The sequence below is a fragment of the Lysinibacillus sp. FSL M8-0355 genome (assembly GCF_038008985.1).
GTDB classification, from domain to species: Bacteria; Bacillota; Bacilli; order Bacillales_A; family Planococcaceae; genus Lysinibacillus; species Lysinibacillus fusiformis_D.
Genome location: NZ_JBBPAI010000001.1, coordinates 716592 through 743456 on the forward strand (window position 1 = coordinate 716592; position 26865 = coordinate 743456).

The following is a 26865-nucleotide window of genomic DNA, read 5'->3' on the forward strand; positions in this document are numbered from 1 at the left end:
TTCGACAATTAAAACTATTTATTTGACAATAAATTCTATAAATTGAGCATCTTCGAATGTAATGGAAGCTTGTCCATTTGTGATTTCTGTAATCCAATTTCGGAACTGCTCTTCTTCCTCTTTTAACACAGAAGTAATGATTTCGACACCCTCTAAATACCGTATTTCCTCTAAAGAGTAAGATGAACCTCTTATTTCATTTTCGACTTTCCCTAGCCATGTGTAATCAATGGCTACCTTCATGAAATGATGAAGTTTACGTTCAACTACTTGTGCAGCAATGAGACCCTCTGTTGTCGCTTTCCCGTAAGCACGAATGAGACCACCACCACCGAGCTTAATACCTCCAAAATAGCGAGTAACTACGACGACCGTATCTTTTAAGCCTTGTTTTTTTAAGACCTCTAACATAGGGACGCCAGCCGTACCACTAGGTTCCCCGTCATCATTCGCTTTTTGAATATGATCATGCTCACCAATAATATAGGCTGAGCAGTTATGTGTTGCATTATGATGCATTTTTTTTATACGATCTATAAAGGAAATTGCATCCTCTTCCGTTTCTGCACGTTCTATATAAGTGAGAAAGCGGGATTTGGAAATAACAATTTCGCTTTCACCATATCCTTTTACTGTTAAATAGTTTTCTCTCATCCGTATCAATCTCCTTTTAATTAGAGTTCTATTCTATAATTTTCGTGTAGAAAAAGCATTAAATTTTAGCATGGTAATGCTATAATGGGTGTAGACTATGGAATATATGAAATTGGTCTATTAAAATAGTGAGTAATCATAAGACATTAGACTGGGGAGTATACTATGTTTTCAAATGATACCTTCGATTTAAAGTCGCTTGATGACATTTTCAATCGAATGTTAGATACAATCATGAGCTCAAAGGATGACATCTTTATTATAAGTGAACAAAGCCGAAGAAGCTTTGAAGATATGCAAAAAGAGCTGGAAATTGTTCGAAAACAAATATCAATTGTAATTGATGAAGGCGATGCTCTGGAAAAAAGTACGCAGCTTGCTAAGCAAAGACTTGTATTAGTAAGTAAAGCTTTTGATAATTATACCGAAGAACAAGTTAGAGAAGCATATGAAACTGCACATGATTTCCAGGTAAAGCTCTCCGTTATTAGAACGCAAGAAAAACAGCTACGCGATAAAAGAGATGATCTAGAGAGAAGATTAAGAGGATTACTCGATACGATTGAACGTGCTGATCATATTGTCAATCAGGTAAATGTCATTTTGAATTACTTAACTTCAGATTTAAAAAATGTTGGTTTAGCGCTTGAACAAGCAAAAATGAAGCAAGATTTTGGGATACGTATTATTGCAGCTCAAGAAGAAGAGCGTAAGCGTTTATCAAGAGAGATTCATGATGGACCTGCTCAAATGCTTGCAAATGTACTAATGCGCACTGATTTAATAGATAGAACGTATCGTGAAAAGGGTATTGAAAATGCATTGGCTGAAATTGCTGATTTAAAGAAAACGGTGCGAAATGCTTTATCTGAGGTGCGACGTATTATTTATGATCTACGACCAATGGCACTTGATGATTTGGGAATTGTTCCGACATTAAAGAAGTATTTATCGACAGTAACTGAATATAATCCAGGTGTTGAAGTTCATTTCCAATCGAGAAGTACAGAAAAACGTATACCTTCAAATTATGAGGTATCCATTTTCCGATTAGTGCAGGAATGCGTAACAAATGCCATGAAGCATGGAAAATGTAAAGACATTTGGGTAAAGCTTGAGTGGTTAAAAGAAGCTGTCAATATCGTTGTGAAAGATGATGGCATTGGCTTTGATCCACAAGTAGTGAAAGACCATTCCTTTGGGATTTTAGGAATGAAAGAACGTATCGAAATTTTAAATGGTACAATCACGATTACTAGTGAAATCAATCGAGGGACAACGGTTTTATTTAAAATACCGTTAGAAGTAGAGTGATGCAATGTTGCAGAAATTTAGGGGGTAAAGACAAATGACAAAGATTATAATTGTAGACGATCACCAGCTATTCCGCGAAGGAGTAAAACGCATTTTAGATTTTGAAGATACGTTTGATGTAGTAGCTGAAGGTGATGATGGTACTGACGTGGTTACGTTATATGCTGAAAACGAACCAGATGTTGTATTAATGGATATTAACATGCCAGGTAAAAATGGAGTAGAAGCAACGTCAGAGTTAATCAATGATTTTCCTGATGCGAAAGTGATTATGCTGTCGATCCATGATGATGAAACATATGTGACACATGCATTAAAATCAGGTGCTCTTGGCTATATGTTAAAAGAGATGGATGCCGATGAAATCGTTGAAGCGATCAAAGTCGTTGCTAATGGTGGATCTTATTTACATCCAAAAGTAACAAAAAACCTAGTAGCTGAGTTCAAACGCCTGTCTGAACACGAAAATAAAGGGAACTTCCACCAAACAGAAATTCGTCGTCCATTCCATTTATTAACTAAACGTGAATGTGAAGTATTACAGCTATTAACAGATGGTCAATCAAACCGTACAATTGGTGAGACATTGTTTATCTCTGAAAAAACGGTTAAAAACCACGTTTCAAGTATTCTACAAAAAATGAATGTTAATGACCGTACACAAGCTGTTGTAACAGCCATTAAAAATGGTTGGGTGGAAGTACGATAAGTGCTAAAACTGTTTTTAAAGGCTACTTTCTATTGAAGTAGTTTTTAAAACAGTTTTTTATTGTTTTTTGGTAATTATTTATAAAGGTTTACGAAATCATGAAGAGGCTATTCACAATTTTGTAACATTGCTAAACGGGACTGTTTATACGTATAAACATGAAAACTAACAGAACGTGCAACATTTTACAAGCAAATGCGTCATAAGAAAGATGTAGCACCTAAATGTTGAAAAAGCACAACAAAATTCCTACTACAGCATTTATATGCTACAATATGCGCGGGAGGTTTTTTGATGTTAAAGAAAAGTTTTCTAGCAGTGTTAATCTTATTCGTATTAACTTTAACTGCATGTGGTAATAAAGAAGAGAAGATGAGTGACGAGGATCGAGAAAAAGTAATAGAAGATGGTACAGTAGGCTTTGAGATGATGGGTGGTAACGTGGAAAAAGCTGAAAATGTGCCAGCAGCAGATGAAAAGGCAATTTTAGCATCTTTCGATGAGTATATTGCTGCATTAAATGCTGAAGAAATCGAGCGTTATATGAAGACAATCTCGAAAAATCCAAAGGGTTTTAAATACGATGAAGAAAAAACATATGCAACAGAAGTATTCGATCAATTTGATATTAAGCGTGATGTAGAAAACGTAACGATTGCTAAATATGAACCAGAAGAGGCTCAGGTATTTGCCAACATGAAAATGCACTCTCTTCAGATTGAGACAAATGTTGAACACGAAAGTGCAGGACGTCAAGTAACAGTCTTTGTGAAGGAAGACGATGATTGGAAGGTTACAAGTGTCTTTTATATTGGTGATGACTCACAGTCTAGTACAGGCAACTAACAGGAGCTATCTTCATTCAATATAAGAATTGAGTGAAGATACGCCTACTATACATAGAAAATGAATGCGAAATGAATAACGAAAACGTGAATCTCACGTTCGTCATTCATTTTACATTCATTTCTTTTTGTTTTCATTCCGTATCCTGTGCGACAGCGAACAAACAACAACAATTGCACCAAGAAGAAATAGATTGTAAACTAAGAATCATAGGAGAGTGGACATGGATGAGGACGGCAATCGTAACAGATAGTACTGCATATCTTTCAGCTGAGGAACGTGCACGCTTAAACATTCACATGATACCTTTAAGTGTTAATATCTCAGGTGAACTATTTGCAGAAGAAGTAGACATCACAGCATCTGAGTTTTACGATAAGGTGCGTGGAGCAAAAGAATTCCCAAAAACAACACAGCCTCCAATCGGAGAATTTGTTGCTCTCTTTGACGAGCTAGCGAAGGATTATGACGAGGTTATTTCGATCCATTTATCAAGTGGTATTAGTGGAACATATCAAGGGGCAGTACAGGCAGGTGAAATGGTAGAAGGCATAAAAGTGCATGCCTTTGACAGTGAAATTTCCTGTGCGGTTCAGGGCTTTTATGTTTTAAAAGCTGCTGAAATGGCGAAAGAGGGCCATTCAGCGCAAGACATACTGGCGGCATTAGCGGACATGCAGCAGTATATCCGTGCTTACTTCATTGTAGACGACTTAGCTCATTTACAACGTGGTGGGCGTTTGTCTTCTGCGGCAGCCTTGATCGGCGGTTTATTACAAGTAAAGCCTGTTCTACATTTTGTAGACAAGGTGATTGTGCCTTTTGAAAAAATCCGAACACGTAAAAAAGCATTAAAACGTGCGGAGGAATTGCTAGCAGAGGATGCGAGAAAGTATGAAGCTGTGGACGCTGTTGTCATACATGGCAATTGCCAAGCAGAGGCACAGGAATGGCTAGAGCAATTAGCAGAAGCGTACCCGAACGTAAGTTTTAAATTAAGCTATTTCGGCCCTGTCATCGGCACACATTTAGGTGAAGGATCGATGGGCTTAGGCTGGACAAAAAAATAAAATTTCTATGAGAAGGTCTCTACAGCAAAGTAGAGGCTTTTTTCTATGGAGGGAGAGAAATTATGAAATATAAAGGTTGGCTGTTACCACCGGCATTACGTGATTTCCATGAAGGTCGCATTTGGTTAAAAAACCATTCTCCATATTCATCAGCACATATTGATAACGCAATCGAGCGAAAATATTTTAATTTAATAGAAGGAATTCAAATGAAGCCAGTTATTCGTTGCAATCGCTGCCACAATACAAACCCGCAATTATTCACTCTATTTGATTGTTCAAAATGCCAGCAACAATGTTTATATTGTCGGCACTGTATCAAAATGGGGAGGGTGAGCAGCTGTACGAATTTGATGGTTTGGATTGGCCCTAAAGCCATTAAGACGTACAAGCATTTATTCAAATGGGCAGGGCAATTCACGGAACTCCAACAACAGGCTGCAAATGAAACTTTAGCAAGTGTGGAAGCAAAGCGTTCGCATTTAATTCATGCAGTGTGTGGTGCTGGAAAAACTGAGCTACTTTTTCCAACGGTTTATGATGCGCTAAAGCGAGGGCTACGTGTTTGTATTGCAACACCACGCACAGATGTAGTGTTGGAATTGACGCCACGCTTCCAGCAAGTATTCCCTGAAACTATTATTCATGCATTATACGGTGGTGTCTCACAACAACATGGCTATGCCCAGATGGTTATAGCAACGACCCATCAGCTTTACCGATTTGACAAGGCTTTTGATGTTATCATTGTCGATGAAGCAGATGCTTTTCCTTATACATTTGATGAAACCCTACAAAGAGCAGTAGGAAAGGCTAAAAAAGAACATGCTCCTATTGTATTTGTTACAGCAACCCCATCACCATCATTACTACATGCCTTTCAGCAAGAAAGCTACTCCTTTATTCCAAAACGCTATCACAATCATCCATTGCCAGTTCCTCAAGTGCGTGCTTTATGGGGCTATGATAAAAGCTTCCAGCGAGGTACGATCCCCAAAAGGTTAAAAAAATGGACAGAGGAACGTCTTAGCCAAAAGCAGCCATTTTTAATCTTCTTTCCAACAATCGCCTTAATGAATAGAGCAGAACCCCTTTTTCAGTTGCTAGATGAAAAGATAGTAGCTGTGCATGCAGCAGATTCGGAGCGAAAGGAAAAGGTGCTGAAGCTAAGAAATAAAGAAGTTCCAGGATTATTAACTACAACTATATTAGAAAGAGGCATTACAATTAGCAATGTACAGGTGGCAGTAATCGGAGCAGAGTCATTGATTTTTACTGCCAACGCTCTTATTCAAATTGCGGGTCGTGTTGGGCGGGATAGACAATTTCCTGCTGGTGAGGTCTTGTTCTTTCATCACGGCATCACAATAGAGATGGATGAGGCATGTGCAAAAATTGCTTTATATAATAGAAAAGGATTTCCCCAATGAATAAAATAGAATCGCATTGCTTAATTTGCTCGCAGCCGTTGACATCAACCATGTCCTGGAAAATACTGTTAACAAAGCAGTTTTCACCGACTATATGTGATAGGTGTGCTGCTCGCTTTGAACATTCACAGTCAGCTACAGCACTCTATCAGTATAATGACGCGATGAAAGATTACTTACATCAGTTTAAATTTCTTCAGGATGTAGCTCTTGCAAAAGTATTTCGACAGGAGCTTTATGCTCGATTTAGAAAAGAGAAAGCGATGATTCTACCAATTCCCATGCATCCCCTCAAGCAACAGGAGCGTACCTTCTCACACACAGAGGAACTATTAAAGGCAGCTTTTATTCCGTACATTCAGCTATTAGAAAAGACAACAACAGAGACACAAAGCTCCAAAAATAGAGAGCAGCGCATACATGTAGCACCTCTTTTTCGCGTAAAGGTAGGCTCACAAGTAGAGCATAAAGATTACCTTCTTTTTGACGATATTAAAACTACAGGAACAACCATTCAGCATGCCGCAGATGTGCTAATGCAGGCGGGTGCTAAAAATGTCCAATACTTCACATTAATTGAAGGATGAATTTTCCAACGTATTATGTATAATAGATGATGGGTATAGCATTCGTAGATAAGATTTCTTGAAAGAGGAGGAAAAGCAGATGGCTGAGGTTCGCAATTGTCCAAAATGTAATGAATTTTTTAATTATACAGGGGTCCGAGAAGTATGTCATAAGTGTGCACAATCGGAGGAAGAGCTTTATCAAATCGTTTATCGCTTCCTTCGTAAACGTGAGAACCGTGCAGCAACAGTTGAGCGTATCGTAGAAGCAACTGGAGCAGAAGAGGAGCTATTGTATAAATGGGTTCGTAAAGGCCGCTTGCAGCCAGCCATGTTCCCTAACCTTGGCTATCCATGTGATAACTGTGGTCACCTGACAACAACAGGCAAGCTTTGTACAAAATGTCAAGATGAATTAAAGGCAGACTTACGTACATTTGAAGCAGCCAAGGAATTCCGCGACAGTGTAGAGCAACGCGATCGTGTAACCTATCACGCAGAGCGAAAACGCTAATAACGGGAAGTGTGTTAATTTTAAACAAAATTAGCACACTTTTTTATATGTGAAAACTTAACATTATGTGAGACAATCCGAAATAATAGGAAGATAAGATTTTTAGATGGGGGGGTTCAAAATGAAAATTACATCTTATGGAATTAATGCAGTAAACGCCTATAAAAACCAAGTACGTAACGTTAAATCAGATACAAACAAAGCATCTTTTGCTGATAAAATTGAGATTTCGAAAGCTGCTCAGGATATGAAAAGCGTATCAACATACAGTACAGAGCGAGCTGACCGCGTACAACAGCTGAAAAAAGACATTGATTCTGGTGAATACAAAGTAGATGCTCGCAAAGTAGCAGAGGATATGCTGAAATATTATCGTTTCTAGGGAACAGCAGAAAGGGTGTATAGCGATATGTCTGTAGAAGCGATTAATTCTACATTAACGATGCTAGAGAGAATGCATAAAAGTTTACTTGAACTAGCCTTGAAAAAAACAGAAATCATTAAAGCTGGTGATATCGAAGCTCTAGACCAATTGCTCAAGGATGAGCAGGCACACATAGCGGCCATCGATAAGCTCGAGCAACAGCGTCAGAAACAGGTAACGGACTACCTCGAAGCAAAGGGACTTGCTTCATCTGACAAAATGACTGTCGCAGATGTCATCGAGGCTGCTGACCAACAGGCTGACAAAGCAACCTTATCAGTAGTTCGCGATCGTTTACTGCAAATTATCAATGACCTACGAAAACAAAATGACTTAAATCAAAAACTTGTGTTCCAATCACTACAAATCGTCAACCTAACATTAGATGCTGTAAGACCTCGCACAGAGCAAATGAACTACTCTAGCAACGAGGTTCACGGCACAAATAACATAGCTAAAAAATCATATTTCGATTCACAAGCCTAAAAGGAGGAAGAAAAATGCGCTCAACATTTATGGGCCTAGAAGCAAGTAAACGCGGCCTCTTCGTACAACAAACAGCTTTATACACAACAGGACATAATATTTCCAATGCCAACACATTAGGTTACTCACGCCAACGAGTAAACATGCAAGCAACACCTGGTTTTCCAACAGCCGGCTTAAACCAACCTACTTATCCAGGACATCTTGGTACTGGAGTTGAAGCAAGCTCGATTCAACGTATTCGCAGTGAATTTATTGACCGTCAATATCGTCAAGAGACGAATAAGTTAGGTTATTGGGAATCTAGAACAAATGCCATTTCTCAAATGGAAGATGTCATGAATGAACCTTCGGAATTCGGTTTAGATAAAGCTTTCGAACAGTTTTGGAAGGGACTTGAAGATGTGGGGACGAAGCCTGCAGATGGTGCTTCACGTAAAGTAGCCATTAGTCGTGCGGAGCACTTAGCTGATTCTTTAAATTACCTTGATAAACAGTTAAAAATGATTCAGGGTAATCTCGGAAATGAACTTAATGTTTCGACAACTCAAGTTAATACCATTCTTAAACAGATTGCTGCCGTTAATAAGCAGATTCAAGAGGTTGAACCTAGTGGCCATGTACCAAATGATTTATATGATGTGCGTGATACTCTAGTTGATAAATTAAATGAGTATATTCCAGTATCGATTGAACGAATACCTTCTGGTGGTCTTGCCTCAGAAGTTGCTGAAGGAAGCCTGAAAATTACTTATAAAGGTAATGATGGCGTTATCAGAGATCTAGTAAACGGTAAAGATTTTGCTCAATTTACAGCAATGGGTACGAATGGTACTAAAGTGACAGGTGATGATATTACAAATTCTTTCTCTGAATTACAGTTAACAGGATTGGAATCTCTAGATGCGCATGAAGCTGGAGCTGTCACTAGTACACAAACGGCTATTAAACAGCAAGATTTTGAAGCATCTAAAGGAAAATTACTTTCACTAATTAATTCGTATGGTTATCAAAGTGCGGGTGGCGATATTAAAGGATACTACACAGAAACTTTACAAAAATTAGATCAATTAGCCAATGCATTTATTAAAGAATTCAATGCGCAGCATGCAAAAGGTTATACCCTTGAAGAAAAAGATGCGAATGGAAACATCATAAATCCTTCGAAACCAGGCGGCGTTTTCTTTGAAGGAACTGGTGCTGGTGGAATCAAGGTTAATGAAGATATCTTAAAAAATCCTAACCTTTTAGCAGCATCTTCTGACCCAACAGAAGAAGGAAATGGTAAGAATGCTTACGAACTTGCCAATATGCAGCATAAATTATATGCAGATATAGATAATGCAAGCTTACAATCATTCTATCAAGCGATCGTCGGAAAAGTTGGTGTAGATGGTGAAGAGGCATTACGTATAGCTGCGACTTCTGAATCCCAACTTCTGATGGTATCTAATAGTCGCGATGCTGTAAGTGCTGTTTCTTTAGATGAAGAAATGACAAATATGATTACTTTCCAACAGGCGTATAATGCAAATGCACGTATGATTACGGTTGTCGATGAAACATTGGATAAAATTATTAACGGTATGGGCCGAGTTGGTTTATAACAATAGAATCAAGTAAATAATGACCAATTTATCAACCTACAAGAAGGAGGCTTTTTACAAAATGCGTGTAACACAATCAATGCTATCAAATAACATGCTACGAAATTTAAATAACAGCTATGGTAAAATGTCTAAGCTACAGGACCAAATAAACTCAGGTTCAAAAATCACTCGTCCATCCGATGATCCAGTTATTGCAGTAAAGGGTATGGGCTATCGTCGAGATTTAGCTAAAGTAGAGCAATACACTCGTAACACGATTACGGCAAGTAGCTGGTTGGATTCGACAGATGAATCTCTTAATCAGGTTGGCGAGCAAATGAAGCGAGTTCGTGAACTTGTTATTCAAGCTGCCACTGATTCAAATACATCAGAGGATCGTGACAAAATAAAAAAAGAAATTGACCAAATTCGCCAACAATTACAGGATGTAGGAAATACGAATATTGGTGGCAGTTACATATTTAGTGGAACTAGAACTAACGAGCCTTTATTTATTGGTGGAGCCATAAATCCGAATACTAATCAAGAAGGTGTAAAAATAGAAATATATGATGGTATCCAGCTTTCTGTGAATACCCCAGGGAAAGATCTATTTAATAATATAGATGATATGATGGGGAAAATTTCGGATTTATTAGGCGACCCAACAAAAACAGGTGAAGAAATTGCTAGCATGCTTGGCGGGGTATCCTCAGCTACTACAAATGATGATATTACAGCCATGCATAATAAAGTTTTAGAAGCACAGGCAGATATCGGTGCACGGCAAAACCGTGTAGAAATGATGGAAAATCGACTAGGTATACGTGAGGTTAACGTCACAAAACAACTCAGGGATAATGAGTCTGTCGACTATGCAAAGGCCATTACTGAAATGGTTACACATGAATCTATTCATCAGGCTGCACTTTCAGTAGGTTCTAAAATCATTCAACAAACATTAGTGGATTTTATCCGTTAATATAATTTAGGCGTTTGGACACTTTGTTCAAACGCTTTTCTTGAAAGGAGAGCTAGTATTGTGAGGCTACCACAAATACAAATTCGTACAATCGATGCCAAAATTGATCTTCACATTGGTAAACCTCAGCAGCATATTGAACAGCCAAAGGCGACACAGCGTATTGAACAACCAGCCGCTATTTTAGATATAAATACAACGAGAAGTGTTTTGAAAATTGACTCCTCACAGGCAAGAAGAGACATAGGAATGATTGGTCCTTTAGAATCAAGTGCAAATTACGCAGAAAAAGGAAAACAAGAGGCAATAAAAGGAATGGCACGCAGAGCACAAGAGGGACGTCAAATGATGGAGAACGCTGGAAAAGATCAAGGACGGGCAATAGTTCAAAATATAGCTAAACAAAACCACGGTCCACACCGTGTACAATTTAATGTCAAATTTGTACCATCCGTAGGATCAGTCAAAATTAATTACACACCAGGTACAACGGATGTCAATATTCAACGAAGAGAACCAGTAATTGACGCTAAAGTGAACAAACCTATACACGAATACACACCAGGAAAAGTAACTGGTACAATGATACAAAGACCAGATGTTGACATCGATGTCATCATTTAAAGGAGAGTTTATAAATGAAAATTGCTACTAAATTTTTAGGAGAAGTAGAAATTGGTGAACAAGATATCCTTACATTTGAACATGGTTTACTTGGATTAGAAGAAGAAAGGGAGTTCGTATTACTCCCAATCGATGTTGATCTGCCACTTGCATTACTTCAATCTGTGCAGAATGTTGAAATTGGCTTTGTTGTTGCCTATCCATTTGCATTCAAACAAGATTATAGCTTTGACATTAGCGAAGAAGATCGTGCGCAATTACAAATTGAAAAAGAAGAAGATGTTCTTACATATGCCATTGTCACAATGAAGGAAACATTCAAAGATTCTACTATTAACTTGTTAGCACCCGTTATTTTAAATATTGAAAAGAAACGTGGGAAGCAAATTGTTCTTCAAGATAATAAAGCCTTTCCATTACGCTATCCAATGCTACCATTGGAAGGAAGTGCCAAATAATGCTTGTCCTTTCGCGAAAAAAAGATGAATCTATTATGATTGGTGATCAAGTTGAAATAAAAATATTGGCAGTTGAGGGTGACCAAATCAAACTGGGGATTGTTGCACCGAAAACAGTGAAAGTACATCGTTCGGAAGTTTTTGAAGCAATACAAGCTCAAAATAAAGAAGCTCTTTCTTCAACAACTAACTTCTTAGCGCAATTGAAGAAAAAATAAGAGATATAGGTTGTTTAAAACTATTACATAAAAAATAAAAAAATTTCTAAAAGACTATTAAACATTTCCAACTAATTACGATATATAGTTTGTAGGGGGCAGGAAGTATATACATACTACCTATTCCTAAATTCCACACGGATGTGGGATAACAAAACAAACATTCAAGGAGGAATTCCAAATGAGAATTCAACACAACATTTCAGCTTTAAACACACACCGTAACCTTGCTTTCAACAACACTCAAGCTTCTAAAAACCTTGAGAAATTATCTTCTGGTTACAAAGTAAACCGTGCTGGCGATGACGCTGCTGGTTTAGCAATCTCTGAAAAAATGCGCGGACAAATCCGTGGTCTTGATATGGCTACTAAAAACGCTCAAGACTCAATCTCTTTAATCCAAACTGCTGAGGGTGCACTTAACGAAACACACGCAATCCTACAACGTATGCGTGAATTAGCAGTTCAATCTGCAAACGATACAAACGTAACAGCAGACCGTACAGCACTTAACAAAGAAGTAATTGCATTAAAATCAGAAATCGACCGTATCGCTAAAAACACAGAGTTCAATACTCAAAACTTATTAGATGGTTCATTCTCTGGTAAGAAATTCCATATCGGTGCTAATGATGGACAAGCAATTACATTAAAAATCGCTACTATGGATACAAAAGGATTAAAAGTTAGCGGTACAATTGATACTCAATCAAAAGCTGACAAAGCAATTAAAAACTTCAACAGTGCTTTAGAATTAGTTTCTTCGCAACGTTCAGATTTAGGGGCTGTTCAAAACCGTTTAGAGCACACAATCAATAACTTAGGTGCAACATCTGAAAACTTAACAGCTGCTGAATCACGTATCCGTGACACAGATATGGCGAAAGAAATGATGGGCTTCACTAAGAACAACATCTTAATGCAAGCTGCTCAATCTATGTTAGCTCAAGCTAACCAACAACCACAAGGTGTACTTCAATTATTACAATAATTGACTAACATTTAGAATAATATTAAAAGCTTGAACGAGGACTCGTTCAAGCTTTTTTTTATAAAAAATTTAAAAATCCTTTTTTATACCGATATAAACAAAGAAGTAGTATATTATTTTTCTAAAGAACACTACTAAAAATCCTTTTATCAGGATAGTCTTACTAAGTGAAGCAAGGAGACGACTTTATGGAAGAGTTAGATATAATTTATTTACAAACAAGAAATAATAAGCCTAATGCAAAAGTGAATGGATATTTTTTACATAGTAATTACAATCCAGAAGCAGAGGCTGAAAAATACATAAATAATAACTATAAAGAAGGATATTTAAATATATTATTTGGTTTTGGCCTAGGATATATAGTTAATACTATTGTAAAAAAGTATGGGAATACAGGTATTTTAGTTTACGATCCTTTATTTACTAGTTTAAATATTGAAAATAAGGATAAAATTGAGGGGATTTTTACTGATTTACAAGACTTTTGTAAGCGTTCAGAAGATTATATTGCTGAATTCGATCGTAAGGTCAATATTCTACTCTCACCTAATTATGATAAAATTTTTGACAGAGAATATAAAGAATTTCTAGATTTTATTCGCCATGTTCAAATTGAAGATATAGTAAATGAGAATACAATAAGATTCTTTGGCGATTTATGGCAAGAAAATTACATTATGAATTTATACTATGTTCATAACGATCAAAGTTTAAAAGCACTTTTCAATAAATATGATTGCCCGGTAATTTTAGCTTCGGGAGGTCCTTCATTAACAAAACAGTTACCATTGTTAAAAAAGATGAAGAATAAATGTTTGATAATATGTGCTGGTTCTACAATTAATTCTTTATTGGCTGCAGATATTATTCCTGATTATGTAGTAACAATGGATGGTGGAGAAAATAACTATTTACACTTTAAAAACATTAAAAGTTATGAGTTTGATTTAATTTATGGATTAGGGAATGCATGGAAAATAGCAAGAGATTTTAAAGGCAAGCGCTATAGCTTTTGTTTTTATGGAGAAGATAGTATACAAAAACGTATTAAAGAAGGTCTAGGGAAAGATTTACCAATGCTATCAACTGGTGGTACAGTTGCTATTACTGCATTAGAAGTTGCAAGTAAAATTAGTACAGGACCTATAGCAATTATTGGACAAGATCTTGCATATACGAACAATAAATCCCACGCAGAAAATAATAACCATTACAGTGAGTTAACAGATGATTTTTTTAAGAAAGATATGGCCTTTGAAGTAGAAGGGTACTATGGAGAAACTGTAAAGACGAATCACCAGTTTAATAGTATGAGAAAAAGTTTAGAAAAATTATATCAAAACTTACAGCATCATCATAAAATCTATAATTGTACTGAAGGTGGTGTAAAGATTAATGGTATGCCACAATTAGATTTCGTAGTATTTTGTGAAAATTATATTAATCTTAATCCTACAAATAACATTACTAAGTTGGAATTTAAGAAAGATCTAAATGATAATGAAGAAAATTATGTAGAATTTATGAATCAAGAAATAGAAGTCTATTTAAAAATTAAAAAATTACTAGTGGATGCGATGCATCTTTTAAAAGAAGAGAGAAATAATACTGTTTTTACAACTAGCACATTAAAAAAATTAGATAAAATAGATTCAAAATTGAAGGCGTATTATCCACAAGTTATAATGGAAAGAATTGTTGATCCAATTACTATGGATGTAATTAGAATGACTACGGATAAAAAACAAAAAGAGAGAATAGATAATTTCAAACAAATTCATAAACAAAATATGTATCTTTATGAAAATATGTTAGAGGCAACTGAAAAATCATTGAAATTTACTAGAGTTGCATTAGATGAATTCGGAGGGTGTTAACATGGATAAAACAGAGATTGCAGATGAATATTTTAAATATGTAGCAAAAATACCGGCAGGAATACAATATATTGCAGATAATTTAAGAACTCATAAAATTCCCATGGCTTTAAATGAAATCCTGAATTTCTCAGAAGGTATTACGTGGATTAAACAAATGGAAGAAATTTTAACTGACCAAGGGGTCAATACGAATTTAGATAAAAATCAATTGGATGAATTTTTAAATCTTATCAATGAAGGTTTAGAAAAGCAGGATTTTGTCCTTGTAGCTGATATTTTTGAATATGAAATCTTACCGTATTTTATGAAAATTGTAGCTTGAAAATAATAGTTATTAGCTAATAGTTAAACTAAGGACACTTTTTGAAAGTATATTTAAAATCAAAAAGTGTTTTTTATTTTCAATCAATTGTCAAATTAAGTGCAACAGTTCATCCCGAAACGCCTCATATGCCATTTTTCAGCCTAGGCATTTCCTTGGTTGATTCTTTATGAAATTGAGTATTTGCTTCATGTCATCTAGTGTTACGTAATCGAAGTTCTTTTTCTTAGGAAGAACTCGCGCAGTAAGTCGTTCTATTTTCATTACTAATGCGTTGCCAAGCGGAATAAGCATCCCAAAATAGACTTGAAAGATTAGTTCTTTTTAAGCCCGGAATAAAAAATTGCACCTTCTCGTATGCACAACGACTGGCCATCTACTCTAACTTTTTGGTTAGATGGCTAATTTGTATATATATATTGTATTTAAACCAAGTTTGTAATGATTTGAAATCTCTAGGTGTTGGTGAAACAGTAAAAGGCGATTCATCCACCCATTAAAAAAACTCGAGACAAATATTTTAGCGGTGCTTTTCGGCGCTTTCCAGGTGAAAGGTGATTAAATTGACATTCGAAGCAATATATTTGATTGCAAGTATTGATGACTATTTGACCGTTTTTTCTATCGATCAGTCAATAAAGTCATACATGAGCCCAACAGTTAGCGAATGAAACATCATGAGGATTGCCGTAATCAGAATAACCATTCCAGATAAAGACATTAGCTTGCCTCACTTGGAAATACCATTGACTTAACCAGATTTTCCGTCTAAGCGTTTGATGATATACGCATAGGTATCATCACATGTAACACAGATTAGGATGATAATATCTTATCCTACACTAGTAGAAGCAAATAGGCCGCCCGAGCCCGTATCGTTCCCAGTTCCTTCACCTGGCGGTAAAGAGGTAAGTACTGAATGAATTTTGTCTGTTCAATTGCAAGTGTTGTACCTGCTTCGGTCAGTTGTAGCAATCAGCTAATCAAAAAGAGATTGGTTGATTTTTTTAAAAAAAAGCCGATAGTAAGTATAATTAACTAGTTATGGTAATATAAATAGAAAGAATTTTAGAAGGGGTTTTTTATGAAAATATTAATTACAGGTGCCGATGGCTTCATCGGCTCGCATTTAACAGAAACATTAGTACGACAAGGTTATGATGTTCGTGCATTTGTTTATTATAATTCATTTAATTCATGGGGCTGGTTAGATCAGTCTTCGGCGGAAATAAAATCATCATTAGATGTATTTTTAGGAGATATTCGTGATCCGTATGGCGTAAAAGAAGCGATGAAGGGGTGCACGCATGTCCTTAATTTAGCAGCTTTAATTGCAATTCCATATTCCTATCATTCTCCAGCAACTTATGTTGATACAAATGTGACAGGGACTTTAAATATTGTACAAGCTGCGAAAGAATTAGGTGTAGAAAAGGTAGTTCACACTTCTACAAGTGAAGTATATGGTACAGCGTTATATGTACCAATCGATGAAGAACATCCATTACAAGGACAATCACCTTATTCTGCTTCAAAAATAGGTGCTGATCAAATGGCTTTGTCATTTTATCGCTCATTTGACACACCCGTATCAATCATTCGTCCGTTTAATACATATGGACCACGCCAATCTGCTCGTGCCGTTATACCGACAATCATCAGTCAGCTAGCAAGTGGCAAAACAAATATTAAGCTTGGAGCTGTAAGCCCTACACGTGATTTTAACTATGTAAAGGATACCGTTAACGGTTTTATATCTGTTATGAATGCTACTAGTTCAATCGGTGAAGTCATTAATATTGGATCAAATTATGAGGTTTCTATTGGTGAAACTGCACAAATGATTGCAGATATTATGGGTGTAGATTTAACGATTGAAACGGATGAACAACGTTTACGTCCTGAAAAAAGTGAAGTTGAACGTCTTTGGGCTGACAACAAAAAGGCAAAGGAACTACTTGGATGGGAACCGCAATTTGGTGGCAAGGAAGGTTTCCGACAAGGTCTTGAAGAAACGATAGGATGGTTTACAAATCCTAAAAATTTATCTCAATATAAGGCAGATGTTTATAATATATGAATAATCAATGGTTGGAATTTGCAGATAATGTAAAGCGATTTTATGGAAAAGAGTTTGTGCCTTTACATGAGCCTACATTTAATGATAAAGAAGTTGAATATGTGACGGATTGTGTTAAAACAGGTTGGGTTTCCTCAGTTGGAGCTTATGTGAAGCGTTTTGAGGAAGACCTCGCTAAATTTGTCGGCGTTAAACGTGCTGTTGCTGTTGTAAATGGTACAGCTGCATTACATATTGCATTAAAGGTTGCAGGTGTAAAGACGGAAGACGAAGTGTTAATGCCTTCACTTACTTTTATTGCAACAGCCAATGCTGTGTCATATTTAGGTGCAGTTCCACATTTTATAGATGTTTCTATTAATACTTTAGGTGTTGATGCAGATAAATTAAAAATCTACTTAGAGCAAATTGGAACAACAAAAAACAATCAGCTTTATAATCGTGTAACAGGAAGACGTATTTCAGCGCTTGTACCAATGCATACATTTGGCCATGCTGCGGACATAGAGGGGTTACTTAAAGTATGTGAAATGTATAATTTGATGCTTATTGAAGATGCAGCAGAGTCATTAGGTTCATATTATAACGGAAAACACACAGGTAGCTTTGGAAAAGTTAGTGCATTGAGCTTTAACGGCAATAAAATAATGACAACTGGCGGTGGCGGTGCGATTGTGACAGATGACGATGCAATAGCTGACTATGCAAAACATTTAACAACTACTGCTAAAATACCACATCGTTGGGCATATGAGCACGATGAAATCGGATTTAATTACCGTATGCCGAATATAAACGCAGCGTTAGGTTGTGCGCAATTAGAAAAAATACCCTTGTTTATCCAGCAAAAACGCGAGTTAACAAAGCAGTATGAGCAATGGTTAGCTGGTATCGAGGGTGTCCAATTATTTAAAGAGCCAGCAAATTCTAGAAGTAATTATTGGCTACAAACTATTCTACTGGATGAACAGTTTAATCGTGATGAAGTGTTGGACTATTTAAATGAGCAAGGTGTAATGAGTCGTCCTATTTGGAGCCCGATGCATCACTTAGCAATCTATCAAAACTGCCCGAAATCAGATTTAAGTGTGACAAATCAGTTAAATAGAAGTGTTGTCAATATTCCTAGCACACCAATAAGTGAGGGATAATGATGAAACGTAAAATTTGTATTATAACTGGTACTAGAGCGGAGTACGGTCTATTATCACATCTTGCAAAAAAACTTCGAGAAGATCAAGATTTTGATTTACAAATGGTTGCTACAGGCATGCATTTATCTCCAGAGTTTGGAAGCACTTATAAAGAAATAGAAAATGATGGATTTTTTATCAATGAAAAGATAGAAATTCTTTTATCTGCTGATTCTCCAACCAGCATTGTGAAATCGATGGGACTTGCTACAATTAGTTTTGCAGATGCATTTAACCGTTTAGAACCAGATTTACTAATTATTTTAGGTGATCGTTTTGAAATGTTAGCAGTCGCTCAAACGGCACTTATTATGCGAATTCCTATTGCTCATATACATGGGGGTGAGTGTACGTTTGGTGCGTATGATGATGCTATTCGTCATTCTATTACAAAAATGGCAACTTGGCATTTTACAAGTACAGAGTCCCATAGAAAACGTGTCATTCAATTAGGTGAATCTCCAGAACGTGTTTATAATGTTGGTGCTCTTGGTATAGAAAATATTGTAAATTTAACTCTGCTGACACGTCAGGAACTATTTCAAACACTGCAACTAGATGAGGAACGACCTATGTTTTTAATAACCTATCATCCTGAAACGAATGGTCATATTCATGGGGTATACGAATTGTTAAAGGCCCTGGAAAATTACCCTGATATTAATTTAGTGTTTACGAAATCCAATGCTGATAATGGTGGAAGGTTCATTAATAAGGCGATTCAACAATTTACTTTAAAACATAACAATGCAAAAATATTTGATTCACTTGGTCAGTTAAAGTATCTAAGTGCAGTGAAGTATGCTGATGTTGTCATTGGGAATTCTTCAAGTGGATTAATTGAAGTACCTTATTTAGAAACACCTACTGTTAATTGTGGAAATCGTCAGGAAGGACGTGAGCATCCCAATTCAGTATTTAATACAAATATGGATGCTGAAAGTATACTTATTTTCATTGAAAAGGCAAGAAAGTTTAGCGATAAGTATGAACATATATTTGGTGATGGAATAGTATCTGAAAAAATAATTTCAGTATTACGCAGTTTACCTTCATTTTCTATTCAAAAGGGGTTTTATGATTTATGAACAATAAAACATATATCATTGCTGAAGCAGGTGTCAATCATAATGGGTCATTGGAAATGGCAAAAGAGCTTGTGATGGTTGCAAAAAAAGCAGGGGCAGACGCGGTAAAGTTTCAAACCTTTAAAGCTGAAAATCTAGTTACAAAGAAAGCACAGCAAGCAGCATATCAAGTTGAAAATTTAGGTGGGGCTTCATCTCAATATACAATGTTGAAAAAGCTGGAATTAACTTATGAGGAATTTATTGAATTGCAATCATTTTGTCAATTAGAGCAAATAGAATTTCTATCGACACCTTTTGACTTCGAAAGTGTCGATTTTTTGCTAGATAAAATTGCAATTGCAAGGGCTAAAATCCCATCAGGAGAATTAACGAATGCTCCATTTATTCAGTATATTGCAACAAAACAAAGACCAATTATTTTATCTACGGGAATGGCAACTATCGAAGAAATACATGAGGCATTAGCATTTATTTCTTATGGTTTAGCGAAATCTAATGAACCCGTTACGATAGAGCGTGTGAATAAGTTTTATGTTTCAGAAGAGGCGAAAGAAGTGTTGAAAAAATATGTAACTTTGTTACATTGCACTACACAATATCCAGCGCCTATGGATTCTATTAATTTAAAAGCAATGATTGAAATGGAAAGAATCTTTCAATTACCTATCGGTTTATCAGACCATTCAGAAGGAATCAATATTCCGCTAGTGGCAGTAGGTATGGGTGCAACTGTAATAGAGAAACATTTTACGTTAGATAAAACGTTAGAAGGACCAGACCATGTGGCATCCTTAAATCCTGATGAACTTAAGTCCATGATAATAGGAATTAGAGAAGTAGAGCAGGCATTAGGAAATGGCATAAAAAGTCCAACATCTATAGAACTTCAAAATCGGATTCCAGCACGGAAAAGCATAGTTGCTAAACAAACGATACAAGCAGGTGAAAAATTCTCTGTTAGCAATTTAACTGTAAAAAGACCTGGAGATGGTATGCAACCTTCTAAATACTGGTCTCTTATCGGTGAAATTTCTTTAAAATCATATGAAGAGGATGAGTTAATTGATGAATAAAGGGATTATTATGATTGGGAGTGGGGGACATGCCTCGGTATTAACAGAAATTTTACTTGAACAGAAGCAAACGATTATTGGATTTACTGCACCAACTCTAGAAGAGAATGCTTTTGATTTGCCTTATTTAGGAACTGATGAGGTAATAGAAGATTATAATCCATCTGACATTGAACTAGTACTCGCTATAGGGACAATTAAACCGTCCCCATTACGGGAAAAAATCTTCAATAAATTTACACAAAAAACGTATCAATTTAAATCTGTCATCCATCCTTCAGCTATTATTGCTCCTTCCGTTCAATTAGGTCAAGGTGTTCAAATAATGGCTGGTACTATTATTCAAACGAAAACAACTGTTGCCGATAATAGTATTATAAACACTGGTGCGCTGATTGATCATGATTGTCAAATAGGTTCCCATATACATATTGCGCCGGGCACAAAAATATCAGGCAGTGTACATATACAAAAAAGAACACATGTCGGAACAGGTGCAACAATTATCCAAGGCGTTCATATAGGATCAAATTGTTTAATTGGTGCAGGGGCAGTTGTGGTTAGTAATTTTGCAAATGGCATAAAAGCAGTTGGCGTACCTGCAAAGGAAGTGTAACTATATGAAACAATGGAAAAAAACACTAGTTAATCAAAATCATACTTTACTAGATACAATGAAAATTATTGATGATTCTTCTTTGCAATTTGCAGTAGTTATAGATGAAGAAAAACATTTGCTTGGAACTGTTACGGATGGAGATATTCGCCGTGGTATTTTGCGAGGTGAAGGCCTTGATGTAAAAATTACCTCCATTATGAACCCAAATCCAATAAGTGCAAGAAGTGGTCAAAGATATCATAAATATAAGCAATTAATGAAATCAAAAATGCTTAAGCAGTTACCTATAGTAGATGAGGATAATAGAATTATTAATATACTATTTGCGGACAATATTGAAACGACATTGAATAAAAACACTGTTATCTTAATGCTTGGCGGATTAGGTACAAGGTTGCGACCATTAACAAACGATACACCAAAACCAATGCTTAGAGTGGGAAATAAGCCGATTTTAGAAACAATAATAGAAGGTTTCAAGCAATATGGATATATTAATTTTATTTTTTCTGTTAATTACAAAAAAGAGGTAATCCAGGACTATTTTCAAAATGGGGAAGCATTTGATGTAACGATTAATTATATTGAGGAAGACAAAAAAATGGGGACTGCTGGAGCACTTTCATTACTAAAAAATAGACCGACTAAACCATTTTTTGTGATGAATGGAGATTTATTAACACAAATTAATTTCGATCAACTGATGCAATTTCATATCGAACAAGATTCTGTTGCAACGATGTGTGTAAGAGAATACGAATATCAAATTCCATATGGTGTTATTGAAACAGTTGGAACAGATTTAGTGACCATAAAGGAAAAACCTATTCATCGTAGCTTTGTTAATGCTGGTATTTATGTATTAAGTCCAGATGTTTTTAGTTATATACCAAATGATGAATTTTTTGATATGCCTACATTGTTTCAGCGATTGGTAGAAGAAGGAATGAAAACATCAGTTTTTCCAATACATGAATATTGGTTGGATATTGGACAAATAGGCGATTATGAGAGAGCGAATAATGAAATAGGAGGAATTTCTAAATGATAAATGGGAAAAAAATAATTGCTTTAATACCAGCACGGGGTGGAAGCAAATCTATTCCTAAAAAAAATATAGCATTGCTAGGTGGTAAACCATTAATTTCCTGGTCAATCGAAGTAGCAAAAGCAATTGATTTAATAGATGAAATAATAGTTTCTACAGACTGCAAAGAGATAGCAGAGGTTGCTAAAAAGTTTGGAGCAAAGGTACAAGAAAGGCCGAGTGAATTAGCAAACGATAGCTCTTTAGTAATTGATACAGTTCGATATGTATTAAGTAATATGGAAAATTATTTAGATGATGATGATTATTTGTTGCTATTAGAACCAACCTGCCCTTTACGTTCTGAACAAGATATAAAATCTTGTATAAATCTAATTGAAACGGAACAGTTAGATTCAGTTGCTACATATAAAGAGGCGGAGTTAAATCCACATAGAGCTTGGAAAATCATTGGTAATAAACCAACGAGTTTTATGGATGGTGTAAATCCGTGGTTACCAAGACAGAAATTACCAATGTCTTATCAACTAAATGGAGCAATTTATCTTTCAAAAGTTGGAGTAATTGATGAAAAAACGGTTGGTTTAGTGAATGGAAACATTGGGGCAATTGTTATGCCAAAAGAGCGTTCTATTGATATCGATCATCCGATAGATTTACTTGTAGCAGAGGTGATAGTAAATGGATAAAAGTAAAATACTAATTACTGGGGCTAATAGTGGTGTTGGAGCCTCTTTGGTCTCATACTTATCAAAAAGTTATGATGTTATTGCTTTAGCTAGAAATACGGAAGAGATTATAGAGAAAGATAATGTTTTTAAATATAAAGTGGATTTAATAGAAGAAAAAGAATTAGACAATCTATTAATCCAAATCGTTGAAGAACAAGGGTATATACCTTATTTAATTAATAATGCAGGTATTATGCATCAATCTAAAATTGAAAATTTAAGTCTTAAGGATTTAGAGTATTCTTTTAGAGTAAATGCATATGCCCCGCTTCAAATAATGAATAAATTGTTGCCATTAATGAAGTTAAACAATTATGGAAGAATTATTAATCTTACTTCAGGTGCACCTTTAAATTGTATGGAAGGCTATACAGCTTATAGTGCTTCAAAGGCAGCATTAAATGCTATAACTGAAACTGCTTCAAAGGAGTACAAGGATTATAATATTAAAATTAATTTGATGAGCCCAGGACCTTGTAAGACTAAAATGGCACCTAATGGTGTAATGGATCCATCAGTTTGTCATCCCACTGTTGATTATTTACTTAATTTAGATGAACAAACAATAACAGAAGGATTATATTGGTTAGGATATCAAATTCCACTTAAACCAGAACTTAAAGGAATTGAGTGGTTAAAAGGTACTGCTGATAAAAGGTACAAAAAAATATTATGAAAAAGTTAGGGTTGCTAGGATTAACAGATGGTAACGGTCATCCATATTCTTGGGGATCTATTATTAATGGGTATAATGATAAAGCATTGAGAGATGCGAATTGGGATGTTATTTATAACTATGTTAAAAAGAGGGATATCTCTGAATTTGGTTTTCCTAACATTAAAATCACTCATGTATGGACTCAAGATGATGCTATTAGCAATAATTTAGCACAAGCGATTGGCGCAGAGAGTGTTGTCAAAAACTATACAGATATGATTGGAGAAGTTGATGCAGTAATTATTGCTCGAGATGATTATGAGCAACATTTAGTAATGGCTAAACCATTTTTAGATGCAGGAATGAAAGTTTTAATAGACAAACCTTTGACAATGGATATATCAGAGTTATTGTATTTTAAAGAATTCCTATCTAAAGGACAGTTAATGTCTGTTGCAGGATTAAGATTTGCAATTGAACTAGATGAGATAAGAGCTAATATGGACACGTTTGGTAAACTAAAAGTAATTCAATCATCAGTCATTAATGAATGGGAAAAATATGGAATACATATAATAGACGGGGTATTAGGGTTAATTGAGGAAAAGCCAAAATCAATTGAATATATTTCTAGTAATGCTGAAATATATGTGGTTACCTTTGATAGTGGATTAGTCTGGACAATTAATATTCTTGGTAGAACACAAAAAACATTTAATATAGAAGTTTGGGGAGAATCGAAAAGATCTAGTGTCGAAATAGAAGATAATTTTTCTATGTTTAGACGAATGCTCTATCGATTTGGAAAGTTAGTAGATAAAAATGAAATACTTTATAACCCTGAGAATACTTTGTTATCAATTGCATTATTAATAGCTGGAAAGCAATCACGTCAAGAGAATAGAAAAATCATATTGGATGAGCTATATCATTGCTTAGGAATAGAAGGGTATTAAAATGAAAAAAGAATTTAAAAAGTTTTTTGATTTGCAAGGTAAAAACGCCATTGTAACAGGTGGTGCAGGAATTTTAGGTAGTCATTTTTGTATGGGGTTGGCTGATGCAGGTGCCAATGTAGCAGTAGTAGATATCAATATTGATAAAGCAAATGAACTTGCAAGTACAATTGAAAAAGATTATGGAGTAAAAACACTAGCTATTTATTGTGATTTGACATCTGAACAATCAGTCAAAGAAATGGTCAATAGTGTCGTAACAGAATTTAAGACAATCGATATTCTTCATAATAATGCAGCGGGTAAATCTAGTAACTTAGAAGCTTTCTTTGCCCCGTTTGAAGAATATGAATTGAACCAATGGAAAGAGATTATGAGCACGAATTTAGATGGTATGTTCCTTGTAGCTAAATATGTAGGAAAAGTAATGAAGCAACAAAAAAATGGAGGTTCTATCATTCAAACGGCTTCTATTTATGGCGTACTTGGTCCAGATAATCGTATTTATGAGGGCTCTTTCTATTTAGATCGTCAAATCAATACACCAGCCATTTATTCAGCATCCAAAGGAGGCGTTGTTGCATTAACTAAATATCTTTCTACTTATTGGGCGAAAGATAAAATACGCGTGAATACAATAACCCCTGGTGGAGTAGAAAGTGGACAAAATGAAGTATTTAAACAGAAATACTCAAATCGTATTCCGTTAGGTCGAATGGCACAAGCTGATGAAATGGTTGGAGCGTTAATTTATTTAGCATCTGATGCTTCAAGTTATGTAACAGGGCAAAATCTAGTAATTGATGGTGGTTTGAGTGCGTGGTGAGTATTATATCAATCATATAACAAAACTATTTGTTCTAATTCATAGTCTATAAAGATGAAAATTTATATAAATATATTATTTAGTGTCATTTTTATCTAAGTAGATAGTATATATTGCTTCTACAATATAACCATACTTAATATTAATTATTTATAGTATGTTTTAGTTTTAGGACATAGATTGAATTGTTAAGGCTTTTTATATTGTATAAAAGAATTTATAATGTGCAAAGTTTAGTTGTAAGGATATGTGATGTGTTGCTTGGAACATTACAGTAGATAAAGCTTTATCATCCTGAAATAAGTAGGATCTAAATATAATCAAATCTAGCTAGAATTTTAAACTTTACACTCAAAATCTAATATGATTGGGAGTCTGTAAAACAGCAAAATTAACGCAGGAGATGATTATAAAAGTATACAGCAACTTGCTAAAGAAATTGGACTAATTCTACTTAATTCATAAAGGTATGGAGGATTCTGACTAAACTACAATAGATAGGATATATTATTGCGATAATTAGTAATTACATACAATTATTTTATAACCGAAAGGCTTCAAATTATTAAAATACAATAACTTAAAAAAATACTAATTCTTCTAAATTAGTATACCTATTATCTGAGTTGAAGCTTTTTTGTTGAGCAATACATATTAAAAAGAGTTTACTGCAAAGGTGAAAAATTTCAAAAACTTATGATTCTAAGTTAAGAATAAGAAGAGTTTTATGAGATTTCGTTATATAGTAAATTTCATGAAATTATAATCAATATCTTGATTCATAAATAGAAGTAAGAGAAGGAATGACGATAATCAAGGCCAAAAGAAAAGAATGGAGATTTTTTAATGGGTTATATAAATAAGCAATACTGGGAAAACTTTTATAAAGATAGAGTTGATTTGACTGAATCATCAACCTTTAGTGAGTTTATTTTAAAGAAAAAAGAACAGATTATTGAAAATATAATTCTAATTGATTTAGGATGTGGAACTGGAAAAGATACATTTTATTTTGCTAAAAATGGTTTTGAAGTTATTGGAATTGATGGATCGGAAAAAGCGATACAGAGAAATAATGACCTAACAAAAGAACATTTTGATACAAATAATATATATTTTACATGTGTTGATTTAAGTGATGTGAATGCAGTTCAAAAATTAATGGCCAAATTTAATGATATTTCAATATCTCAAGAAAAAGAAATTTTGTTTTATACTAGGTTTTTCTTACATGCAATTACAGAAGAAACTGAAAATTTGATTTTTGAAAGCATTCTTGCGAATATTAAATTTTCTTGTGAAATAGTAGCTGAGTTTAGAACTAAAGAAGATGAGGAATTAGACAAAGTTTTTGATAATCATTACAGAAGATATATAGATACAGATATGCTAATTTCCAAGTTAATAAATCTAGGATTTTCTATTGAAGAGTTCTCAAAAGGAAGAGGGTTTTCTATTTACAAAAACGAAGATCCGTTTTTAGCTAGAATTATTATTAAAAAGAACTAAG

The 26865-nt window shown here is 35.0% G+C and carries 29 protein-coding genes and 1 pseudogene; 28 read left to right on the plus strand and 2 right to left on the minus strand.

The window, feature by feature from the left end; all coding sequences use genetic code 11:
• Positions 1–18: 18 nt before the first annotated feature.
• Positions 19–654, minus strand: a complete 636-nt coding sequence (locus MKY46_RS03345; protein ID WP_036121111.1) for a YigZ family protein — start codon at positions 652–654, stop codon at positions 19–21.
• Between the two features lie 165 nt (positions 655–819).
• On the opposite strand from MKY46_RS03345, the gene MKY46_RS03350 reads away from it, so the two are divergent.
• The 17 genes from MKY46_RS03350 (at position 820) to MKY46_RS03430 (ending at position 15080) form a co-directional block, all read left to right on the plus strand.
• Positions 820–1968 (plus strand): sensor histidine kinase, encoded by a 1149-nt coding sequence (locus tag MKY46_RS03350; protein WP_036121108.1) that lies wholly within the window; start codon positions 820–822, stop codon positions 1966–1968.
• Positions 1969–2002: 34 nt separating this feature from the next.
• A complete protein-coding gene (locus tag MKY46_RS03355) occupies positions 2003–2677 on the plus strand; it encodes a response regulator transcription factor (protein WP_036121104.1) in 675 nt (224 codons plus the stop codon).
• A gap of 294 nt (positions 2678–2971) precedes the next feature.
• The gene (locus tag MKY46_RS03360) at positions 2972–3523 is read left to right on the plus strand and encodes a DUF3225 domain-containing protein (protein ID WP_036121101.1); all 552 of its coding nucleotides are present in this window, start codon (positions 2972–2974) and stop codon (positions 3521–3523) included.
• A gap of 227 nt (positions 3524–3750) precedes the next feature.
• The gene (locus MKY46_RS03365; RefSeq protein ID WP_036121098.1) at positions 3751–4593 is read left to right on the plus strand and encodes a DegV family protein; all 843 of its coding nucleotides are present in this window, start codon (positions 3751–3753) and stop codon (positions 4591–4593) included.
• A 62-nt stretch (positions 4594–4655) separates the two neighbouring features.
• On the plus strand, positions 4656–6023 hold the full coding sequence (locus tag MKY46_RS03370; protein WP_340833775.1) for a DEAD/DEAH box helicase: 1368 nt from the start codon (positions 4656–4658) through the stop codon (positions 6021–6023).
• Positions 6020–6610 (plus strand): ComF family protein, encoded by a 591-nt coding sequence (locus tag MKY46_RS03375; RefSeq protein ID WP_340833776.1) that lies wholly within the window; start codon positions 6020–6022, stop codon positions 6608–6610. The genes MKY46_RS03370 and MKY46_RS03375 overlap by 4 nt, the downstream gene beginning before the upstream one ends.
• A gap of 79 nt (positions 6611–6689) precedes the next feature.
• On the plus strand, positions 6690–7103 hold the full coding sequence (locus MKY46_RS03380; RefSeq protein ID WP_036121090.1) for a TIGR03826 family flagellar region protein: 414 nt from the start codon (positions 6690–6692) through the stop codon (positions 7101–7103).
• Positions 7104–7224: 121 nt separating this feature from the next.
• A complete protein-coding gene (gene flgM, locus MKY46_RS03385) occupies positions 7225–7485 on the plus strand; it encodes a flagellar biosynthesis anti-sigma factor FlgM (protein WP_036121087.1) in 261 nt (86 codons plus the stop codon).
• A 27-nt stretch (positions 7486–7512) separates the two neighbouring features.
• The gene (locus tag MKY46_RS03390; RefSeq protein WP_340833777.1) at positions 7513–8013 is read left to right on the plus strand and encodes a flagellar protein FlgN; all 501 of its coding nucleotides are present in this window, start codon (positions 7513–7515) and stop codon (positions 8011–8013) included.
• A 14-nt stretch (positions 8014–8027) separates the two neighbouring features.
• The gene (flgK, locus tag MKY46_RS03395; protein WP_036121081.1) at positions 8028–9620 is read left to right on the plus strand and encodes a flagellar hook-associated protein FlgK; all 1593 of its coding nucleotides are present in this window, start codon (positions 8028–8030) and stop codon (positions 9618–9620) included.
• Between the two features lie 61 nt (positions 9621–9681).
• Complete coding sequence (gene flgL, locus MKY46_RS03400; protein ID WP_036121078.1) at positions 9682–10584, plus strand: flagellar hook-associated protein FlgL; 903 nt, start codon at positions 9682–9684, stop codon at positions 10582–10584.
• Positions 10585–10644: 60 nt separating this feature from the next.
• Positions 10645–11208, plus strand: a complete 564-nt coding sequence (locus MKY46_RS03405; protein WP_036121075.1) for a DUF6470 family protein — start codon at positions 10645–10647, stop codon at positions 11206–11208.
• Between the two features lie 14 nt (positions 11209–11222).
• Complete coding sequence (gene fliW, locus MKY46_RS03410; protein ID WP_036121072.1) at positions 11223–11666, plus strand: flagellar assembly protein FliW; 444 nt, start codon at positions 11223–11225, stop codon at positions 11664–11666.
• Positions 11666–11884, plus strand: coding sequence for a carbon storage regulator CsrA (csrA, locus tag MKY46_RS03415; RefSeq protein WP_036121069.1), 219 nt, complete (start codon positions 11666–11668; stop codon positions 11882–11884). The genes fliW and csrA overlap by 1 nt, the downstream gene beginning before the upstream one ends.
• Positions 11885–12065: 181 nt before the next feature.
• The gene (locus tag MKY46_RS03420; RefSeq protein ID WP_203582523.1) at positions 12066–12875 is read left to right on the plus strand and encodes a flagellin N-terminal helical domain-containing protein; all 810 of its coding nucleotides are present in this window, start codon (positions 12066–12068) and stop codon (positions 12873–12875) included.
• A 188-nt stretch (positions 12876–13063) separates the two neighbouring features.
• Complete coding sequence (locus MKY46_RS03425; RefSeq protein ID WP_036121053.1) at positions 13064–14755, plus strand: motility associated factor glycosyltransferase family protein; 1692 nt, start codon at positions 13064–13066, stop codon at positions 14753–14755.
• Between the two features lies 1 nt (position 14756).
• Positions 14757–15080, plus strand: coding sequence for a hypothetical protein (locus MKY46_RS03430; RefSeq protein ID WP_036121050.1), 324 nt, complete (start codon positions 14757–14759; stop codon positions 15078–15080).
• 138 nt (positions 15081–15218) lie between these two features.
• Here MKY46_RS03430 and MKY46_RS23780 read toward each other — a convergent pair.
• Positions 15219–15381: pseudogene (locus MKY46_RS23780) on the minus strand (IS30 family transposase); the annotation flags it as partial.
• Between the two features lie 783 nt (positions 15382–16164).
• Between MKY46_RS23780 and MKY46_RS03435 the strand changes: the two are divergent.
• From MKY46_RS03435 to MKY46_RS03485, 11 genes are all read left to right on the plus strand, one after another.
• Complete coding sequence (locus MKY46_RS03435) at positions 16165–17160, plus strand: NAD-dependent 4,6-dehydratase LegB (protein ID WP_031418701.1); 996 nt, start codon at positions 16165–16167, stop codon at positions 17158–17160.
• The gene (locus MKY46_RS03440; RefSeq protein ID WP_036121047.1) at positions 17157–18311 is read left to right on the plus strand and encodes a LegC family aminotransferase; all 1155 of its coding nucleotides are present in this window, start codon (positions 17157–17159) and stop codon (positions 18309–18311) included. The genes MKY46_RS03435 and MKY46_RS03440 overlap by 4 nt, the downstream gene beginning before the upstream one ends.
• A gap of 2 nt (positions 18312–18313) precedes the next feature.
• The gene (gene neuC / locus MKY46_RS03445; protein ID WP_036121044.1) at positions 18314–19441 is read left to right on the plus strand and encodes a UDP-N-acetylglucosamine 2-epimerase; all 1128 of its coding nucleotides are present in this window, start codon (positions 18314–18316) and stop codon (positions 19439–19441) included.
• A complete protein-coding gene (neuB, locus tag MKY46_RS03450) occupies positions 19438–20517 on the plus strand; it encodes an N-acetylneuraminate synthase (protein ID WP_036121040.1) in 1080 nt (359 codons plus the stop codon). The genes neuC and neuB overlap by 4 nt, the downstream gene beginning before the upstream one ends.
• Positions 20510–21133: an acetyltransferase gene (locus MKY46_RS03455; protein ID WP_036121037.1), complete on the plus strand. Its 624-nt coding sequence runs from the start codon at positions 20510–20512 to the stop codon at positions 21131–21133. Before neuB ends, MKY46_RS03455 begins: the two co-directional genes overlap by 8 nt.
• Before the next feature lie 4 nt (positions 21134–21137).
• Positions 21138–22184 carry a nucleotidyltransferase family protein gene (locus MKY46_RS03460; RefSeq protein ID WP_036121034.1) on the plus strand — a complete coding sequence of 349 codons (1047 nt, stop codon included), beginning with the start codon at positions 21138–21140 and terminating at the stop codon, positions 22182–22184.
• Complete coding sequence (locus MKY46_RS03465; protein ID WP_036121031.1) at positions 22181–22873, plus strand: acylneuraminate cytidylyltransferase family protein; 693 nt, start codon at positions 22181–22183, stop codon at positions 22871–22873. The genes MKY46_RS03460 and MKY46_RS03465 overlap by 4 nt, the downstream gene beginning before the upstream one ends.
• Positions 22866–23591, plus strand: coding sequence for an SDR family oxidoreductase (locus MKY46_RS03470; RefSeq protein ID WP_031418709.1), 726 nt, complete (start codon positions 22866–22868; stop codon positions 23589–23591). Before MKY46_RS03465 ends, MKY46_RS03470 begins: the two co-directional genes overlap by 8 nt.
• Positions 23588–24529 (plus strand): Gfo/Idh/MocA family oxidoreductase, encoded by a 942-nt coding sequence (locus MKY46_RS03475; RefSeq protein WP_036121025.1) that lies wholly within the window; start codon positions 23588–23590, stop codon positions 24527–24529. The genes MKY46_RS03470 and MKY46_RS03475 overlap by 4 nt, the downstream gene beginning before the upstream one ends.
• A 1-nt stretch (position 24530) precedes the next feature.
• Positions 24531–25355 carry an SDR family oxidoreductase gene (locus tag MKY46_RS03480; RefSeq protein ID WP_036121022.1) on the plus strand — a complete coding sequence of 275 codons (825 nt, stop codon included), beginning with the start codon at positions 24531–24533 and terminating at the stop codon, positions 25353–25355.
• A gap of 846 nt (positions 25356–26201) precedes the next feature.
• Positions 26202–26864 carry a class I SAM-dependent methyltransferase gene (locus MKY46_RS03485; RefSeq protein WP_036121019.1) on the plus strand — a complete coding sequence of 221 codons (663 nt, stop codon included), beginning with the start codon at positions 26202–26204 and terminating at the stop codon, positions 26862–26864.
• Position 26865 lies beyond the last annotated feature (1 nt).